Annotated in this window: 15 protein-coding genes and 1 tRNA gene; 10 read left to right on the forward strand and 6 right to left on the reverse strand. The window is 33.7% G+C overall.

Annotated features, from left to right (window positions below):
- Positions 1-1,150 precede the first annotated feature (1,150 nt).
- Positions 1,151-1,224: transfer RNA gene (locus CA2559_RS09865), tRNA-Arg, on the reverse strand.
- A gap of 141 nt (positions 1,225-1,365) precedes the next feature.
- Between CA2559_RS09865 and CA2559_RS09870 the strand changes: the two genes are divergently transcribed.
- Together CA2559_RS09870 and priA are read left to right on the forward strand one after the other, a co-directional pair.
- Positions 1,366-1,791, forward strand: coding sequence for a DUF2147 domain-containing protein (locus CA2559_RS09870; RefSeq protein ID WP_013187735.1), 426 nt, complete (start codon positions 1,366-1,368; stop codon positions 1,789-1,791).
- Between the two features lie 114 nt (positions 1,792-1,905).
- Positions 1,906-4,353, forward strand: a complete 2,448-nt coding sequence (gene priA, locus CA2559_RS09875) for a replication restart helicase PriA (RefSeq protein WP_013187736.1) — start codon at positions 1,906-1,908, stop codon at positions 4,351-4,353.
- Here the strand turns inward: priA and CA2559_RS09880 are convergent.
- Positions 4,350-5,057, reverse strand: coding sequence for a LytR/AlgR family response regulator transcription factor (locus CA2559_RS09880; RefSeq protein WP_013187737.1), 708 nt, complete (start codon positions 5,055-5,057; stop codon positions 4,350-4,352). The two genes, priA and CA2559_RS09880, sit on opposite strands and share 4 nt — an antisense overlap.
- A gap of 203 nt (positions 5,058-5,260) precedes the next feature.
- Between CA2559_RS09880 and rpsF the strand changes: the two genes are divergently transcribed.
- The 4 genes from rpsF (at position 5,261) to CA2559_RS09900 (ending at position 6,936) form a co-directional block, all read left to right on the forward strand.
- Positions 5,261-5,599 (forward strand): 30S ribosomal protein S6, encoded by a 339-nt coding sequence (gene rpsF / locus CA2559_RS09885; protein WP_013187739.1) that lies wholly within the window; start codon positions 5,261-5,263, stop codon positions 5,597-5,599.
- Between the two features lie 3 nt (positions 5,600-5,602).
- Entirely contained in the window at positions 5,603-5,905 is a 303-nt protein-coding gene (rpsR, locus tag CA2559_RS09890) for a 30S ribosomal protein S18 (RefSeq protein ID WP_013187740.1), read from the forward strand.
- Positions 5,906-5,916: 11 nt separating this feature from the next.
- The gene (gene rplI / locus CA2559_RS09895; protein ID WP_013187741.1) at positions 5,917-6,366 is read left to right on the forward strand and encodes a 50S ribosomal protein L9; all 450 of its coding nucleotides are present in this window, start codon (positions 5,917-5,919) and stop codon (positions 6,364-6,366) included.
- A gap of 93 nt (positions 6,367-6,459) precedes the next feature.
- Positions 6,460-6,936 (forward strand): DUF6495 family protein, encoded by a 477-nt coding sequence (locus tag CA2559_RS09900; RefSeq protein ID WP_013187742.1) that lies wholly within the window; start codon positions 6,460-6,462, stop codon positions 6,934-6,936.
- On the opposite strand, the gene CA2559_RS09905 is transcribed toward CA2559_RS09900, so the two are convergent.
- On the reverse strand, positions 6,933-7,454 hold the full coding sequence (locus CA2559_RS09905; RefSeq protein ID WP_013187743.1) for a DUF7935 family protein: 522 nt from the start codon (positions 7,452-7,454) through the stop codon (positions 6,933-6,935). The genes CA2559_RS09900 and CA2559_RS09905 overlap by 4 nt on opposite strands.
- A 10-nt stretch (positions 7,455-7,464) precedes the next feature.
- Positions 7,465-9,081 carry an FMN-binding glutamate synthase family protein gene (locus CA2559_RS09910; protein ID WP_013187744.1) on the reverse strand — a complete coding sequence of 539 codons (1,617 nt, stop codon included), beginning with the start codon at positions 9,079-9,081 and terminating at the stop codon, positions 7,465-7,467.
- A 160-nt stretch (positions 9,082-9,241) separates the two neighbouring features.
- On the opposite strand from CA2559_RS09910, the gene CA2559_RS09915 reads away from it, so the two are divergent.
- Positions 9,242-11,563, forward strand: a complete 2,322-nt coding sequence (locus CA2559_RS09915) for an ATP-dependent helicase (RefSeq protein WP_013187745.1) — start codon at positions 9,242-9,244, stop codon at positions 11,561-11,563.
- An 18-nt stretch (positions 11,564-11,581) separates the two neighbouring features.
- Entirely contained in the window at positions 11,582-12,754 is a 1,173-nt protein-coding gene (locus CA2559_RS09920) for a GlmU family protein (RefSeq protein ID WP_013187746.1), read from the forward strand.
- A 54-nt stretch (positions 12,755-12,808) separates the two neighbouring features.
- Here the strand turns inward: CA2559_RS09920 and CA2559_RS09925 are convergent, their stop codons facing one another.
- Both CA2559_RS09925 and CA2559_RS09930 read right to left on the reverse strand, forming a co-directional pair.
- Positions 12,809-15,622 (reverse strand): gluzincin family metallopeptidase, encoded by a 2,814-nt coding sequence (locus CA2559_RS09925; protein WP_013187747.1) that lies wholly within the window; start codon positions 15,620-15,622, stop codon positions 12,809-12,811.
- Positions 15,623-15,695: 73 nt separating this feature from the next.
- Positions 15,696-16,385 (reverse strand): LOG family protein, encoded by a 690-nt coding sequence (locus tag CA2559_RS09930; protein ID WP_013187748.1) that lies wholly within the window; start codon positions 16,383-16,385, stop codon positions 15,696-15,698.
- 248 nt (positions 16,386-16,633) lie between these two features.
- Here CA2559_RS09930 and CA2559_RS09935 point away from each other — a divergent pair, with 248 nt between their 5' ends.
- On the forward strand, positions 16,634-17,899 hold the full coding sequence (locus CA2559_RS09935; protein ID WP_013187749.1) for a PQQ-dependent sugar dehydrogenase: 1,266 nt from the start codon (positions 16,634-16,636) through the stop codon (positions 17,897-17,899).
- Between the two features lie 124 nt (positions 17,900-18,023).
- Positions 18,024-19,073, forward strand: coding sequence for an NAD(P)-dependent alcohol dehydrogenase (locus tag CA2559_RS09940; protein ID WP_013187750.1), 1,050 nt, complete (start codon positions 18,024-18,026; stop codon positions 19,071-19,073).
- Positions 19,074-19,168: the final 95 nt, after the last annotated feature.

Below are 19,168 nucleotides of genomic sequence, written 5' to 3' on the forward strand. Positions count from 1 at the left end.
CTCGAGCCGAATTTTTAAATTTTTCTTGTTAATTTTATTTCTCGAAACAAGCCAAATTTAAAAATTTGGCGACCTCGAAAAAGTGCCCGAACCTTTGTGTTAGCAAATGCTCGCGCTATTTTTTATATACATTGTTGTAAAACGTTTCTTATTCATTCGATTCTTACAAATTTTCCAGAATGTGAAATCACGTGCAAATTTACTCGCATTATAAATTCGATAGTGTCATTTTTACAATCCGTTATTTCATAATATGGTTTTCCGTGCGACATTAATGTCTTTTGAAATTCATTCAAAGGGTCAGTTAGTTTTTCCAACGATTTTAGTCGGAACGAATTTTCTCCAAGATTTTCGATGATATAATTCCGATTTCGTTCAGAGTTGATTTCTGTTAAGTTTTGTCCATTAATTTCAAACTCAAATTTTGGATAATTTGAAAACTGTTCTTCGTAAACTACTTTATACTTTCCGTTTGTCAATTTACAGTCTTTATCAGTACAATTATTGCCAAGTTGCACAAGCAATAAAACACACATATTTTAATTAAAAAGCCCATTAGTGGTCAATAAATAGATGATTATAAATAGTATTATAGATATTAACCCAATCAGATTTAGTTTTAAAATTCTGAAGATACTTAGTCCGATTATTCCTAAAATCAGAAATATTCCGCCAAGTATATAACTTTTGTTTGCGTAGAAAATCAAATCTTTTGAAATTAATGGATTATCCAAATTCAGCGCAGTATGTAAATATCTCAAATGGTCGAAAAGTAAAATTAGTAATGACATCAATAGTGCAATATTACTGGCAATTTTGACGCCTTTATTTTCGTTCAATACTCTAATATTCATTTTTTGGTCAAAATGTTTTACAACTAGTTTATATCCACCATAAACTTCCGCTTAGCTATACTAATAGTCTTTATATGCAGAATTACTAATGGCGCTTATTTATCTTAATAAAATTAAAAGTTTAAAGCAGACCTACTTATAAAAATAGTGTAACTTATAGTTTAGTTTTTAACAATGCTGTCTTTCACTTTAAAAATTTTATTAAATATTAAATAATTTGTGCGTTACAAATCCAAACTATTTAAACACAAAAAACCCCTAATAGCTTATAAATAAGCAGTTAGGGGTATATGATGTGAGCCCGATAGGATTCGAACCTATGACCGCCTCCTTAGAAGGGAGGTGCTCTATCCAGCTGAGCTACGAGCCCGTAGCAATTAGCGGGTGCAAAGATAACAATCATTAACTTTTAAGCAACTTGTTTTTGAAAATTTTTTATAAATATATTACAAATCTTAAAATAGAATAGCTTCGGTATATAATTTGTAATACCTTCAACAAAAAATTTAATATGAAATTAATACTAAGCAGCATTATATTAATGCTATGTTTTACCTTTTCTAATGCGCAAGATGTTGTTGGCATCTGGAAAACTATAGACGATAATACTGGTGAGGCAAAATCACACATAGAGATTTTTAAAAAAGATGGTAAAGTATATGGTAAAATCATAAAAATTTTAAATCCCGAAGCCAGAGATAGAGTATGCTCAGAATGTGAAGGTGAAGATAAAAACATCAAGATTTTAGGAATGAATATTATAAAAGGTCTTGAAAGAGATGGTAATGAGTATTCTGGCGGTACAATTACAGACCCTGAAAATGGTAAAATTTACAAATCTAAAATCTGGCTTACAGAAGATAATCCTAATCGTTTAAAAGTAAGAGGTTATGTCGCTTTCTTATACAGAACGCAAGAATGGATAAGGCTAGAGTAGTCGCATAATTAATAGCAATGTAAGAAGTCCTGAGCAATCGTTCAGGACTTTTTTGGTTTATAGCCGCACAACATTTATAAATATGTATTTTTGAAGTTTAAGATCTAAGTTTTTATGGCCTACTTTATAGATGTCATTGTACCATTACCGTTAAAGAACACCTTTACATATGCGCTAACTACAGAGGAGTTTGCAAATATTGCAGAAGGTATGCGTGTAGCTGTGCCATTTGGTAAAACTAAGGTGTATACAGGTGTTGTACTTGCAAAACATACCACGCCACCTATAAAGTATGAAGCAAAACCTATAGAAGAAATCTTAGACTCTAACCCAACCGTTACTTCAAGACAACTTAAATTTTGGGTGTGGATGGCGTCTTACTATATGTGTAGTTTAGGCGAAGTTTTAAAAGCGTCTTTACCTAGTGCCTTTTTGTTAGAGAGCGAAACTGTTGTCGAGCTAAATAAAGCCGCTAATATTGATTTCTCTGAGTTAGATGATAATGAATTTTTAATTGTTGAAGCGCTTCAAAACCAATCACTATTGCGCATTCAGGAAATTATGCAAATCTTAGATAAGCAGCGTGTCTTACCAATTTTAAATAGGTTGGTAGATAAGCAAGCTGTTATCATAAATCAAGAAATATATGAGCAGTACAAACCTAAAGTAGTAAGCTATGTAAGATTAAATGCAATTTATAAGCAAGACGACAAGCTGCATGACCTGTTAGATGAGCTATCAAGAGCACCAAAACAACGTGAAGTGATTTTTAAACTGTTTGAAACATCTGCTTCTGAAAAGAAATTACAAGCTTCAGACCTTGCTAAATTATGTAATACTTCGTCTAGCGTAATAAAATCGCTTGTTGATAAAGGTATTTTAGAAAGTTATCAAATACAGGAAGATAGAGTACAATTTGAAGGAGAATCAACTTTAAAAGATATCACATTTAATGCGCATCAATTAAAAGCATATAATAGTATTCAGCAGTCTTTTGAAACTAATAGCGTTTGCCTTTTACACGGCGTTACTTCAAGCGGAAAGACAGAGATTTATATAAACCTTATTAAAGATGTACTGGCCAAAGGAGAACAAGTACTTTACCTGGTTCCAGAAATTGCTCTAACCACACAGCTTATCACACGTTTACAGTCTTATTTTGGAGAAGAAGTGCTTATATATCACAGTAAATATTCAGTAAATGAACGTGTAGAGGTTTATAATCACGTAAAGAATAAAACTAAAGGTAAAATTGTAATTGGAGCACGATCTAGCATCTTTTTACCATTTCAGGAGTTGGGACTTATTATTGTAGATGAAGAGCACGAGTCTACATTTAAGCAATACGATCCTGCGCCTAGGTATAATGCGAGAGATGCTGCAGTAGTGTTGGCTAATTTATTTAAAACAAAAGTATTATTAGGATCTGCAACACCAAGCATAGAAAGTTATTACAATGCTAAGCATCAAAAATATGGTTTCGTCTCCCTAAATAAACGCTTTGGAGATGTACTGCCTCCAGAAATAGAGTTAGTTAATATTAAGGAGAAGTATAAGCGTAAGGAGATGAGCGGTCATTTTTCAGACCGTTTGGCAGAAGAGATATTAAATACACTAAAACAAGGTGAACAGGTTATCTTGTTTCAAAATAGAAGAGGTTATTCACCATATTTAGAATGCCTTACTTGTGGAGAATCTCCACAGTGTCCTAATTGTGATGTAAGTTTAACATATCATAGCTATAAAAACCAACTGCGTTGTCACTATTGTGGCTACCATATTGCCATGCAGTTAGAATGTATGAAATGTGGAAGTGCAGACTTAACAACAAAAGGCTTAGGAACAGAACAGGTAGAAACAGAATTAAAGACATTATATCCTGATCACAACATAGGCAGAATGGATCTAGATACCACTAGAGGTAAACATGGCTATGAAAAAATTATCACAGCATTTGAAAATGAAGAGATAGATATTTTAGTGGGGACACAGATGCTAAGCAAAGGATTAGACTTTAGAAATGTTGGCTTAGTAGGTGTTATGAATGCAGATAGCTTGTTAAATTTTCCAGACTTTAGAGCACACGAGCGTAGTTTTCAAATGCTACAACAAGTTGCCGGTAGGGCAGGACGTACAAAAAAGCGCGGTCGTGTTCTTATACAAACTTATAATCCTTTTCATCAAATATTACAGCAAGTTTCCACTAATGATTATGTGGGTATGTATAAGGATCAAATAGAAGAGCGACACCAATATAAATATCCGCCGTTATGTCGTTTAATTCGATTTACGTTTAGAAATAAAGACTTTAATAAAGTTAATGAAGCCTCGTTATGGTTTGCAAAATCTATGGCTAATACATTTAAAGAACATGTATTGGGACCAGAGTTTCCACCAGTGTCTAGAATACGAAATGAATATTACAAGAATGTAATTTTAAAAATCCCGAAACAACAATCACTTTCTAAAACAAAAGAAGTGATTGATAAGATTTTAAAAAGCTATACAGCAATAGGGCAGTATAGAGGTGTACGTTGTGTAATTAATGTAGATCCTTATTAATTAGAGCTTAGCGCATCTGCTAAAAGCGTTTTTTTGTGTCTGCTTAATGGAATTTTCTCACCATCAATTTCCACTTCACGACTGTTGTAGCGCTGTATGCGATCTAAGTTTACAATATAGGATTTGTGAATACGAAGAAAGTTTTCATCCTCAAGCTCCTTTTCAAAAGACTTCATTGTTGCTAACACCACAAAAGAATCTGTGTTAGTTACAAACTTCACATAATCACCAAGAGCTTCAATATATTTTAAGCTACCCAACATAACTTTACGTTTCTTAAGGTTGCTCTTTACAAAGATAAAACGGTCATCTTCAACAGAAGATTTGTCATTTTGTAATTTATAAAGACCAATAGCTTTTGCAGCCGCTTTATTAAAACGATCTCTTGTGACTGGTTTATGAATATAATCTATAGCTTCATAATCAAAAGCCTTGTGTGCATATTGAGTTTTTCCTGTAACAAAAATTATAAGAGGCTTGTTTCTTAAGTCATCTAAAAGATCAAAACCAGAAAGAATTGGCATTTCAACATCAAGGAATAATAAATCGACACCTAAATCTAACAATCCATTTTTAGTTTCTATGGCATTGCTAAACTCTCCAACTAATTGAAGGTTAGGGTGATCTTTAATAAGTTTAACCATAGATAGGCGTTGTAAGCCAGAATCATCTACAACTACACATTTTAATTTTACGTCTTCCAAAGTTTATTTTATTGAGATGTTAGTGTTACTTCTAAACAATATTAACGCATTTTAAGACAATCCGCAAGTAATTTAAATCTTTGGTCGTTGGTAATGTTGATTTTATCGCTGTAAAAGACCAAAAAAAGTCCTGTTTTTATGGTTGTAAATATGTATTTAATACGTATTTTTGCACGCAATTTTAATTTAAATAATTCAATCGTATGAATCATTATGAAACTGTTTTCATCTTGAATCCCGTTTTATCTGATGAACAGATAAAGGAGACAGTTAAGAAATTTGAAGATTTTCTTATTTCTAAAGATGCCAAGATGGTTAACAAAGAAGATTGGGGGCTAAAAAAATTAGCTTACGCAATCCAAAACAAGAAAAGTGGTTTTTATCACTTGTTTGAGTACCAAGTAGCTGGAGAGCACATTGAGCCACTAGAGGTTTTGTTTAGACGTGACGAGCGTATTATGCGTTTCCTTACTGTAAAGTTAGACAAACATGCTGTAGAGTGGGCTAAAACAAGAGTTAAACGTAACAAAGAAAAAGCATAAGCCATGGCAACATCTATTGAGCAACAAGCAAAAGGAAAGAAAGACGGCGAGATTAGATACCTAACTCCGCTTAATATTGAGACTTCTAAGAAAGAGAAGTACTGTCGTTTTAAGAAAAATGGAATTAAGTATATTGATTACAAAAACCCAGATTTCTTAGGAATGTTAGTAAACGAACAAGGTAAATTGTTACCACGTCGTTTAACAGGAACATCTTTAAAGTATCAGCGTAAAGTGGCGCAAGCTGTAAAGCGTGCAAGACATATTGCACTTATGCCATACGTAACAGATTTATATAACAAGTAAACCCCGATAACATGCAACTTATTTTAAAACAAGACGTTGAGAATCTAGGATTCACAGACGATGTGGTAGAAGTAAAGCCAGGTTACGGACGTAACTTTTTAATCCCACAAGGTAAAGCAGTATTAGCAACACCATCTAGCATTAAATCTTTAGAAGAAACGTTAAAGCAACGTAGCTATAAAGAACGTAAAGCTATTGAAGCTGCTAAGTCTTTAGCTGAAAAATTAAATTCTTTAGATCTAACAATGACAGCAAAAGCTGGAGAAGCAGACAAAATGTTTGGAAGCATCTCTAACGCAGATTTGTCTGAGCGTTTAGAAAAAGAAGGTATCGAGATAGACAAGAAGTACATTAGCATTGCTGGTGGAAACATTAAGAGACTAGGACAATATGAAGCGACAGTTCGTTTTCATAGAGAAGTAGTTGAAACTGTAACGTTTGACGTTGTAGGAGAAAACTAGTCTTATCTAGATTACAATTTTAAAAGCCTGCTCTTTATTGAGTAGGCTTTTCCTTTTTAATTAAATTAGTACGACTTAGAATAATTAGACATCATGAAATATTCAAGACTTACAAAAGAACAATTTGAAGAAATGCATGAAGAGTTTATAAACTTTCTTGCAACCCAATCTATAACTGGAGAAGAATGGGAAACCATAAAAAAAGATAAACCAGAGGTTGCAGAAGCAGAGCTAGATGTTTTTAGCGACCTGGTTTGGGAAGGTGTTTTAAATAAAGTAGAATACTTAGAGCACTATTCTAAACAGCAAATCTTCCTGTTTAAAATAGACCAAGTCCAAATTTCGCTTATTGGCGTAAAAGTTAATAATAACGTTATAGATATTACAACTCCAGAAGGCTACCAATGGCTTCAAGAGAATTTGAAAACAGATGCTGTGGATATATACACATCTAATAAAGTACTTAAAGAAGACCGTAATAAAGATATTTTCGCCTTAATACAACAAGGCTCTAATATAACTAAAGGGGAACTTTACAATTACTTTAATGAATTATTAGCGTTAGACTAAAGAAACGCTTTTACATCTTCTTTTAATTGAGCTAGTCCTGCATCTGTAGGTGTAGGACGATCAATTAAATCTGAGAGTATTGTTTCTCTCAGCTTATCAGAGTTTGTTACAGACTCGTTCATTGCTGTCTTCCTAATTATTGACATTGTAGCATTTTTTGATGCTCTAATAACACCCCAAGCTCTATCACTTAAATATATTTGTTGTGCTAAATTATGCTCAAATTCTTGCTCTATAGTACTAATAAGTAAGTTTTCATAAGCATCTACCTCGTCATTATAAGGTTTAACTCGTAATAATAGGTTTCCTAAGGAGATACGTTCTAAAAACAACGTCATACGCTCATAAGCTTGTAATCTAAGAGGTAAGGCTTCTTTTTGGTTTTCTTTCTGAAGCTCAAAATAGCGTCTTTTATCTTGCTCTGCTTGCCAAGTTTTCAAGAAATAAAATACGACCAAGCCTACAACTATTGCTGGCGCGGTATAAAATATAAGCTCTAAAATTTTATCAGTATTCATAATTTGGGGTTTAATATCTAACTTCTTCTTTTTGCTTTGCTTTTTTTACATTCTTGGCTTCTTTCTTTGTTTTATAATGACCACCAAGATGCGGACATTCCTGTAAATCCTTCATAGAGGTAAAAGGTACTTTTACTTTATGGTAACCAAAAGATGCTGCCAATGGCTGTATAAGATTTTTATCTCCTAAGCTAACTTCTACATCATCCATAGTTAATTGGCAAGGATGTTCGTACCCACAAGCATGTGTCATCTCTAAAAACTCTTTTCTAAAGTTTTTAAAGTAAAAGTTAGTACGTACCGCTTTATCTTCAATGTTTATACCACGTTGTAACCATTTGTTTTGTGTAGCAACACCAGTAGGACATGTGTTATTATGACACGCTTTAGCCTGTATGCAACCAATTGCCAACATAGCTTCTCTTGCAACATTTATACAATCTACACCTAAAGAAAAGGCTTTGGCAGCTTGTGCAGGAAATCCTAATTTTCCACTACCTATAAACACAATTTGATCACAAAGTTCTTGTTCATCAAATATTCTATAAAGTTCGGAAAACCCAAACATCCAAGGTAAGGCAACGTGATCTGCAAAACTTGGTGGAGCAGCACCAGTACCACCTTCGCCACCATCAACAGTTATAAAATCTGGACCTTTACCGGTTGTTTTCATTAATGTTGCTAACTCTTTCCATTGGTCTAATTTTCCTATAGCAGCTTTTATACCTACTGGTAATCCTGTAGCAGTAGCAATATCTTCAACAAAATTTATTAAACCTTCAACACCTTCAAAAGCAGAATGCGTTGGTGGTGAAAGCACATCTTTTCCAAGAGGTACGTGTCGTATTTCAGATATTTCCTCAGTAATTTTTGCAGCAGGTAAAACTCCGCCTTTTCCGGGTTTTGCACCTTGAGACAACTTAACCTCAATAGCTCTAATCTGCGGATTGTCTTTTACTAACGCAATCATTTTTTCCATAGAAAAGCCACCTTTTCCATCTCTTACGCCAAAATAACCTGTACCAAAATGAAAAACAACATCAGCACCAGTTTTGTGATAAGGAGATAATCCACCTTCACCTGTATTATGATAAGCATGAGCAAGATTACAACCTTTGTTCATAGACTCTATAGCACGTGCAGAAAGAGAACCAAAACTCATTGCAGAAACATTTATGACAGAACTTGGTCTAAAAGGTCTCGCTCTTTTTTTAGAAGCTCCAATAACTTTTGCACACGGCAAAAAGTATGGGTCTTTATAATTAGGGTGATTTTCTGTTACTTTATAAGGAAGCAAGGCGTTGTTTACAAAGATGTAATTGTTTTCAAAAATATCTCTATCTGTTCCAAAGCCTTCATAATTATTTTCGTTTTTAGCTGAAGCATATATCCATCCACGTTCAATTCTATTAAAAGGAAGCTCTTCTCTATTATTGGCAACTATATATTGTCTTAATTCTGGACCAATACTTTCTAATGCATATCTAAAATGACCAACTATCGGAAAGTTATGTGTTATAATGTGTTTTTTATTGAAGAATATATCTCTTATTGCAATAAGGGCCAATACTATTATAATGTATAGCCACCAAGGGATTAGGCCTAAGAAATGAAAAAATGCATCCATGTAATTAAAATATCAATCGAAAATAACGGTCTTAAAAGGCTAAGATATTTAAAAAATTAAGAGTAACATCGCTTACAAGCTTGTTTAAAACTATTAGCATTATGAGAAACATTTCAGGCGCATTTTTTATAATTTCACATGTTGAATTAATGCAAGAATTTTGATAGATTATTTAAAAGGATTAAATGACGCACAACGTGCACCAGTACTGCAAAAGGACGGTGCAATGATTGTGATAGCAGGTGCCGGATCTGGTAAAACAAGAGTGCTTACCATGCGTATAGCACACTTAATGAAAAATGGGGTAGACCCATTTAATATTTTGTCGCTTACGTTTACTAACAAAGCGGCAAAAGAAATGAAGAAACGTATTTCTGAAATTGTTGGCGCCAGTGAAGCTAAGAATTTATGGATGGGAACCTTTCACTCCATATTTGCAAAGATTTTAAGATTTGAAGCAGATAAGTTAGGATATCCTTCTAACTTCACTATTTATGACACTCAAGACTCTCAAAGTCTTATTCGTGCCATAATAAAAGAAATGCATCTTGATAAAGATGTGTATAAATACAAACAGGTTTACTCTCGCATTTCATCTTATAAAAACAGTTTAATTACAGTTAAGGCGTATTTTCAAAACCCAGAATTAATTGAAGCAGATGCGATGGCAAAACGCCCAAGATTAGGCGATATATACAAGGAGTATGTAGAGCGTTGCTTTAAAGCAGGCGCTATGGATTTTGATGATTTGTTATTAAGAACCAATGAGCTTTTAAATAGGTTTCCTGAAGTGCTTAATAAATATCAAAACCGTTTTAAATATATATTGGTAGATGAGTACCAGGATACAAACCACTCTCAGTATCTTATTGTTAGAGCACTTTCAGATAAATTTCAGAATATTTGTGTGGTAGGAGATGATGCGCAAAGTATTTACGCCTTTAGAGGTGCCAATATTAATAACATTCTAAACTTTCAACGGGATTATGATAATGTTGAAATGTACCGACTAGAGCAAAATTACAGATCAACAAAGAACATTGTAAACGCTGCAAATTCTATCATAGATAAAAACAAAACCAAACTAGATAAAGTTGTTTGGACTGCTAATGATGAAGGTCCTAAAATTCGTGTAAATAGACTTATAAATGACGGTGAAGAAGGCCGTTTTGTTGCAAGTTCTATTTTTGAGAATAAAATGGAACACCAATTAAGAAATGGTCAATTTGCAATTCTTTACCGTACAAATGCGCAATCTAGAGCAATGGAAGATGCGTTGCGTAAAAAAGATATTCCTTATAGGATTTACGGTGGTTTGTCATTTTACCAGCGTAAGGAAATTAAAGATGTAATTTCATACTTACGTCTTATTGCAAACCCTAATGATGAAGAAGCCTTAAAACGTGTAATAAATTATCCAACTCGTGGTATAGGACAAACTACTATAGATAAAGTTGCTATTGCTGCCAACCACTACAAACGCTCTATGTTTGAGGTTATGGCTAATATAGACAAAGTAGATATTGGCGTAAATACAGGAACTAAAAACAAGCTTAAGAATTTTGTGAATATGATTCACCATTTCCAAATTCTTAATAAAGAAAGCGATGCGTTTAGTGTAGCAGAAGCTGTTGCAAAAAAAACAGGTTTAATTCAGGATCTTAAAAAAGATGGCACTCCAGAAGGTGTTGCACGTATTGAGAATGTTGAAGAACTCTTAAATGGTATTAAAGATTTTGTTGAAGGCCAAGTAGAACTAGCCGATGCAACAGGAAGTCTTGCCGAGTTTTTAGAAGATATTGCACTTGCTACAGATATGGATAAAGAGGTAGGAGATGATGATCGTGTTGCACTTATGACCATTCACTTAGCCAAAGGATTAGAGTTTCCTTATGTATACATAGTTGGTATGGAAGAAGACTTATTTCCTAGTGCTATGAGTATGAATACAAGGTCTGAACTTGAGGAAGAACGTCGTTTATTTTATGTAGCACTCACTAGAGCAGAAAAACAAGCCTATTTAACCTACACACAAAGTAGATACCGTTGGGGAAAGTTAATAGATGCTGAACCTAGTAGATTTATTGAGGAAATAGATGAACAGTATATTGACTGGATGATACCTCAAGACGATTATAAGTATAAACCACTTGTTAGCCCAGATCTTTGGGGAGACGTAGATAAGAGTAAATTTAGACAAACAAAACCTAAAAAGGGAACGCCACCACCAAGTCACAAACCTACAGATGAGCAATTAAGAAAACTTAGAAGGTTAAGACCTACAGATGCTTCTAAAGAAGTTCAAAAAGCGGCACCAATTTCTTTATCTGAAGGACAAATGGTAGAGCATATGCGCTTTGGTAAAGGAAAAGTTATTAAAATTGAAGGCGTTGGCCAAGATAAAAAAGCAGAAATAGATTTTGAAAACGGCGGTCTTAAAAAACTGTTGTTACGTTTTGCAAAACTTAAAATGTTAGACTAACTACTAATACAACTCAACATGAATTATATTTTATTTGATGGTGCTCACAGAGATAGTTTATTACCTTTTACATATACAAGGCCAGTTGCCGAAATACGTATAGGAATATTAACTATTAGAGAAAAATGGGAACAGTATTTAGGCATTACTACTACAACAGTTACCGAAGATTATTTGTCTAAAAAATGGCCTATGGTAGAGATGGAACACAATATTATGATTAGTGCTTCCTATTTACCAAATCCTAATCTTGTAGAGCAGATTAAAAAGTTAAAAGTAGGACAAGCTCTTGTTCATGATACAGAGATTGTTGCTTTCTATACATTAGAGGATGAGGAAAAAGACCTGGAAGACTATCAAACTATTGAAATAGATTCTGCACCAATTACCGTTAAACACACTTGGGATATATTCTCCAAAAATGGTGATGCAATTAAAGAAGATTATAACTTAATTACAGAAGACAGATCTTCTCAACCACTGTCGTCTTCTGTATTTGCAGTAAACCCTAACAATATATTTATTGAAGAAGGTGCTAAAGTTTTTAATGTGTCATTAAATGCTGAAAACGGACCTATTTATATAGGTAAAGATGCAGAAGTGATGGAAGGCTCAATTATACGAGGTCCTTTTGCATTATGTGAACACGCAAGCACTAAACTTGGTACTAAAATATATGGACCGACAACTGTAGGACCACATAGTAAAGTAGGTGGAGAAGTTAATAACTCTGTTATATTTAGTTACAGTAATAAAGGCCACGATGGTTTTTTAGGGAATTCTGTGTTGGGAGAATGGTGTAATATAGGTGCAGACAGTAACAACTCTAACCTTAAAAATAATTACGCAGAAGTAAGACTGTGGAGCTATGAAACAGAAGGATTTGCAAAGACAGGACTTCAGTTTTGTGGATTAATGATGGGAGATCATTCTAAATGTGGAATAAACACAATGTTTAATACGGGTACAGTAGTAGGAGTAAGCTCTAATATCTTTGGCGCTGGTTTTCCTCGTAATTTTGTACCAAGTTTTAGTTGGGGTGGCAGTGCAGGAACACAAACCTATTTAACTAAAAAAGCTTTTGAAGTTGCTGAAATTGTGATGAAACGAAGAGAGATAGAATTTTCTGATGATGATAAAGCAATTTTAGAACACGTGTTCGAAGAAACGGCTAAGTTTAGAAGATCCTAAGTGGTTACCTAACCACTTTTTATTTGATCTTGTTTAAGATTGAAATGCTGAAGCTTAGTACCATTCTCTTGTAAAGAGCTTTATTAGAGTTTGTATGTCTAACGTGACAATAAACCTAATCTTTTCATCGTAGTTGTCTTGAGCAATTTCCCAACCATTATTTGAATATACAGGAAAAAATATTTCAAAATAATCTGCAACTAAGCTTGCTCGTACACCAGTGTCATAAACAAATTTTGGATTACTACCTCTATTTTTAATTAAGCCTGCATCACCATATGCAAATATCCATTTCCAGATGTTTGTGCTTCCATTTAATGTTGTCATCCATTGGTTTGCAAATGCAGGTTCTAGTTTAGACTTAAAGAAACCTTCTGCAGGTATAATTTGTTGGCTAAATAATCCAGATTCTTCACTACGGCCATAATAATTATAGTCGAACAGATAATCTGTTGGCCTGTCTAAAGCAAAGCTAAAGTAGTCTGAGTTAGTGTTGTCATTATATAAAAAAGCTCCAGCAAACACTCTTAAATTAAGTTGCCTGTTATTAAGGAACAACTTTCTATAAGTGGCACTGGCAGAAATCTTACTAAAACTATCAGATAATTGGTAATCTACATAACCCGAAAAATAATTAACTAGGTTAGGGTTACTATAAATATATCTTGCATTAAAAACACCGTAATCTGGCTCATCTACAACGTTTAATTGATCTCTATCTCTTTCAACAGCAACATACCTAAAATTAAGGCGTTGCTTTTCATTATTTCTTAAGTAGGTATCTCTAAAATAAAAGGTTAAGTATGGTGTATATTTTCTATAAAATAAATCATTTGCATAAGAGAATGTAGTACCGCCAACACCATAGCGTACAGCATTTAAATTACTATTGTCAAAATAATGTGTGTTATAGATAGATGCTGAACCAACAATAGTATTACTTCCAAATCCATATTTAGGAGATATTTTGTAGGCTAGATTTTTACTTAATACAGCTTTGTTATACATTTTTAAACCAATAGCTACACCATCATAAATGTTATAATCAAATTCTGGAATAAAGAATGTTTGTGCATATTTGGGATCTTCAATATCCTGTAAAAGTCTAAATTGTATTGGTTTTGCAGTTAGCTTAGATACACTTTTATAATTATCACGCTGATTAAATTCAGGGATTATGCCTTCATAGTTTAAAGCAACACGCTCACTACTGTCTCTAGGTATTGTAACTGTTTGTGTTCCTAAAAAGGGTTCTACCCAATCTTTGGTTATTACTCTGCCATCTTTAATACCATAAAGAGACACAGGCATTTTAGCATTTCTTTTATTCTTTATTGTTACGGTAAGCGAGTCTTTAGTTTTCTTTACACGCTTTATTCTAAAATCTATTTTTTTGTTAGTTCCTACATAGTCTTCAAAATACCAAGATAAATCTTTGGAAGCGTTCTTCTGTAACAACGTCATGAAATCTGTTGAAGAAACTTCTTTTAGCTTAAAGTTTTGGTAAAACTCCTTCATTGTAATCTTCACCTCTTCAGTACCTAAGTAATCTTCAAGATACTCGAAACCTGTTCCAGACTTATAAGCGTTTGCTATATTCTGATTAAACTTTACCAATGAATCTGTAGGCGTAGTTAAAGCTTGATCTAAATTCATACGAGCCATATTCATAAACAAATATGGGTATTGGTCATTAAACTCTAACTCTGCTGCGTGAAACCAACGTATTCCAAAAAAATCACTTAAACTACCTAAGAGTTTCATTTTTGGGTAATACCTATCTACATAATCCATAAGGATTTTAATATGTATACCATCGTGCACCCACTTTTCTTCTCTTGGGTTTAGTAGGAGAGTGTTTTCTAGGTAATTGTTGGTTATGGTTTTTAATAACTTAATTTCATATTGAAAACCATCTGGAAAGGGATTGATAAAATCTGGTAATTGATTTAAGCCATATACTGGGTTGGCTAAATAGTCTTCATTAGTGACAAGTATCTTTTCGTGAGGGTAAGAACCTAATTCTGTATCTAAATAAGATAATATTCTATCTACGGCTAGCGCTTTTGCTTCTTCTGGTAAATCATCATCATCTATATTTGTTTCAATAGAGGTGTAGTCTGTAATAATTTTATCAAAAGTGTTCTCACTCGTTATATACAGTTTGTTCTCAATCCTATTATTTCCTGTAAGTGTTACAATTTTCTTGTCACCATCAACACGTTCAGAAGTATTTAAAGAAGAAGTAACAACCTTATCGTTGGCGACTTCTATAGTTATGGTGATGTTGCTTTTAGGCACAAATTGATCATCTAAATTCTTATGGCTGTAAGCTTTCCACTCTGTAGTATAAACAGAAGGTCTTATATACCAATATCTAAGCTTTAAATCACCATTTTCATAAAAACCATAGCGTGTAAATTTTTCGTCGGGTATTTTAACAGTGTACGTTAATTTAAACTCGAACGAAGCGTTTGGCGCAAGTGGTGTAGGTAAAGTCACCTTAATAATGTCCTGCTTGTCTTTAGGACGTTCCCAAACTAAATCTTGAGACCTAGAGTTTGTTAACTTATGAATAGTGGTATGACCACGTTCTTCTGGCTTGGCAAAATAAAATCTTCGCAGATAGTCTTCTGAAAAACGTTTACCTAATGGTGTTGTTTTATCTGAAAAGCTATTGGCCCAATCTAAAAGGTATATTTCAGATAAAGAATCTGCAGAGGTGTTTACAAAGGTTAGCTCTTGCTGTATTTCTAATTGATGCAAGTCATCATTTAATTTAACATTAAGAGACGTAGCATGTTGTGCAAATAAACTATTTACAGAAGCTACTAAACAAAAAAAGAGGAGAATTTTCCTAATACTCAAAGTGAATTATTTAATCTAAAACCAGTTACTTACTTAACAATACATATGCCATATATGATGATATACGGTATTTTTAGAAGTTAGGACTTAAATTAAACTCATCGTAGAATTTATCTAGGATATCTAAGACTTCGTCTGCGGTGTCTACAACTTGCACAAGGTCCATGTCATGTGCACTAATATTTTGAAAGCTGTCTAACAAGGTATTACGAACCCAATCTACTAAACCACTCCAAAAATCTGTACCAACCAATATTATTGGGAATTTTTGAATTTTAGTAGTTTGTATTAATGTTATTGCTTCAAAAAGTTCATCTAGAGTTCCAAAACCACCTGGCATAACCACGAAACCTTGTGAGTATTTTACAAACATTACTTTTCTTACAAAGAAGTAATCAAAATCTAAACTCTTGTCTGAGTCTATATAAGGATTGTCATGTTGTTCAAAAGGTAAATCTATATTTAACCCTACAGATGTACCGCCAGCTAGGTGCGCACCTTTATTACCAGCTTCCATAATTCCTGGTCCACCACCAGTAATAACACCATAACCGTGTTGTACAATTTTCTCTGCAACATCAACTGCTAGCTTATAATACTTATGGTCTGGTTTTGTACGAGCAGATCCAAATATAGAAACACAAGGTCCTATCTGGCTCATGCGTTCAAATCCATTTACAAATTCACCCATTATCTTGAACAGAGCCCAAGAATCATTTGTTTTTATCTCATTCCAACCTTTATGGTGTTGTTCGTTTGTCATATCAAAAAAAATCTGTTTCAAAAGGCACTAACCACAACTCTATGGAAACGTAACCTTGCGTCTTACATCATATCTAACGCCAAACTTAAGCATTGTTTTATAATTAACACTTTACTGTCTCATAGTTTTTTGAGGTATTCCTATTAAATTTTAAGATTGAATTTTAATTGTTAGTTAAAATTATATTAATTGATTTTTGAAGTGTTGAAAGCCTTTATTAATCACGTATTTTTAAGTAAAACTTAACTATGAAATATATAACAACATTACTTTGTTTTGCAGTGTTAATGAGCTGTAAATCTAAACTTAGCAAAGAGGAAAAAGAAACTATTGCAGAAACAGCATCGCCAGTTACGGTTGAAACCGCAATAGGTCCATTAACACTTGAAGCTCCATTCTCCAGTAAATCTGTAACAAAAAACAGTAAAGTAATTGCTTGGCCAGAAGGCCAAACACCACTTGCTCCAGAAGGATTTAAGGTCACTCGTTTTGCAGATGAGTTAGAACACCCAAGATGGACTTACATTGCGCCAAATAACGATATTTTCGTAACAGAAAGTAACACTAAAAATAGTGCTAATAGAATTTCACTTTTAAGAGATAATGATAACGATGGTGAAATAGATGAACGTTTTGTTTTTAAGGAAGGCTTAAATCAACCTTTTGGTATGCTTATTATTAATGATACATTTTATGTAGCTAATACAGATGGCTTGTACAGTTTTCCATACACCGAAGGTGATACTAGTTTAAAAGGTGAAGGTACTAAGATTGTTGAGCTTTCAGCTAGTGGTTATAACAACCATTGGACACGAAATATTATCACTAATAAAGCTAAGGACAAAATATACATCTCTGTTGGTTCTGCTAGTAATGTAGGAGAGCAAGGCATGGAAAAAGAAGACCGTCGTGCTACAATTCTAGAAGTTAACCTAGACGGCTCTGGTGAAATTACTTATGCAAGTGGATTAAGAAACCCAGTTGGAATGGATTGGAATCCTGTTACCGGAGAATTATGGACAGCAGTAAACGAACGTGATAAGTTAGGAAACAACCTTGTACCAGATTATATTACAAGTGTAAAAAAAGGTGGTTGGTACGGCTGGCCTTATAGCTATTATGGACAAATAAATGATCCTAGATGGAAAGACGAACCACACCAAGATTTGGTAGATAAAGCAATAATGCCAGATGTTCCTGTTGGTAACCATACCGCATCTTTAGGTTTAACATTTTATACGGCAGATCAATTTCCTGAAACATATAAAAATGGTGCATTTGTAGGCCAACACGGTTCTTGGAATAGAGCAGAATTTTCTGGATACAAAGTACTGTATGTTCCATTTAACAATGGTAAGCCCCAAAAACCACAAGACTTTTTAACTGGCTTTATTGCTTCAGAAGAAGAAAGTACGGTGTATGGTCGTCCTGTTTGTGTAGCTGTAGCGCCAGATGGTAGCCTTTTAGTAAATGATGATGATGCAGGAATCATCTGGAAAGTTTCAGCTAAATAGATTTATAATCGATACCATATTACCATAGGTTAATTAATGTTGTTAAACTTCAACTAAAGCCTTATAAACAAAAGGCTATGGTAAAATAACAACGTATTTTTAAAGTAAAATTATAAATAATTATATGAGTACTATAAAAGCATACGGCGCAAAGAGTAGTGATGCCGATTTAAAAGAAATGACTATTGAACGTAGAGACGTTACAGATCGCGATGTAAAAATTGAGATTTCCTACTGCGGTGTTTGTCATAGTGATATACATACAGTAAGAAACGATTGGGGTGGCTCTAAATATCCTGTTGTTCCAGGACATGAAATTATTGGTCGCGTTATAGAAGTAGGAAGTGATGTTTCTAACTTTAAAAAAGGCGAGCTAGTAGGAGTAGGCTGTATGGTAGATTCTTGTAGAGAGTGTAGTGCTTGTAAAGACGATCTTGAACAATTTTGTGAAGAAGGAATGGTTGGCACATATAACGGTAAGGATAAGCACTTAGGTGGACATACCTTTGGTGGCTATTCTGAAACTATTGTTGTAGATAAATATTACGTACTTAAAGTACCAGAAAACTTAGACGAAAAAGCAGTAGCACCTTTACTATGTGCAGGAATAACAACGTATTCTCCTTTAAAACATTGGAATGTAAAGAAAGGTGATAAAGTAGGAGTTATAGGTCTTGGTGGTTTAGGTCATATGGGTATTAAAATAGCTGCAGCAATGGGAGCAGAAGTTGTAATGATTACAACATCACCTTCTAAAGCAGATGATGCAAAGCGTTTAGGCGCATCTTCAGTCTTAATCTCAAAGAATGAAGACGATATGAAAAAGCACAAAGGATCTTTTGATTTCTTGTTGAATACGGTTCCTGTAAAACACGATATTAATCCTTATATACAATTATTAAAACGTGATTCTACAATGTGTATGGTAGGTGCCATTGAACCTTTAGAGCCAATGCATGGTGGCGGATTAATAATGGGACGTAAGCGTGTTGCTGGTTCTCTTATTGGAGGTATTAAAGAAACACAGGAAATGTTAGATTTTTGTGGAGAACATAATATTGTGAGTGATGTAGAAATGATAGATATGGATACTATTAACACTGCTTACGAAAGAGTTACAAACTCAGATGTGAAATACCGTTTTGTAATCGATATGCAATCCTTGAAAAATTAATTTTTGTTATTGAATTAATTAAGCCGGTAAGTCTTACTTATCGGCTTTTTTAGTTCTTAATGATAGTTATATTTAAAATCGTACAGGTATAGCAA

This window comes from Croceibacter atlanticus HTCC2559, from assembly GCF_000196315.1.
GTDB lineage: Bacteria > Bacteroidota > Bacteroidia > Flavobacteriales > Flavobacteriaceae > Croceibacter > Croceibacter atlanticus.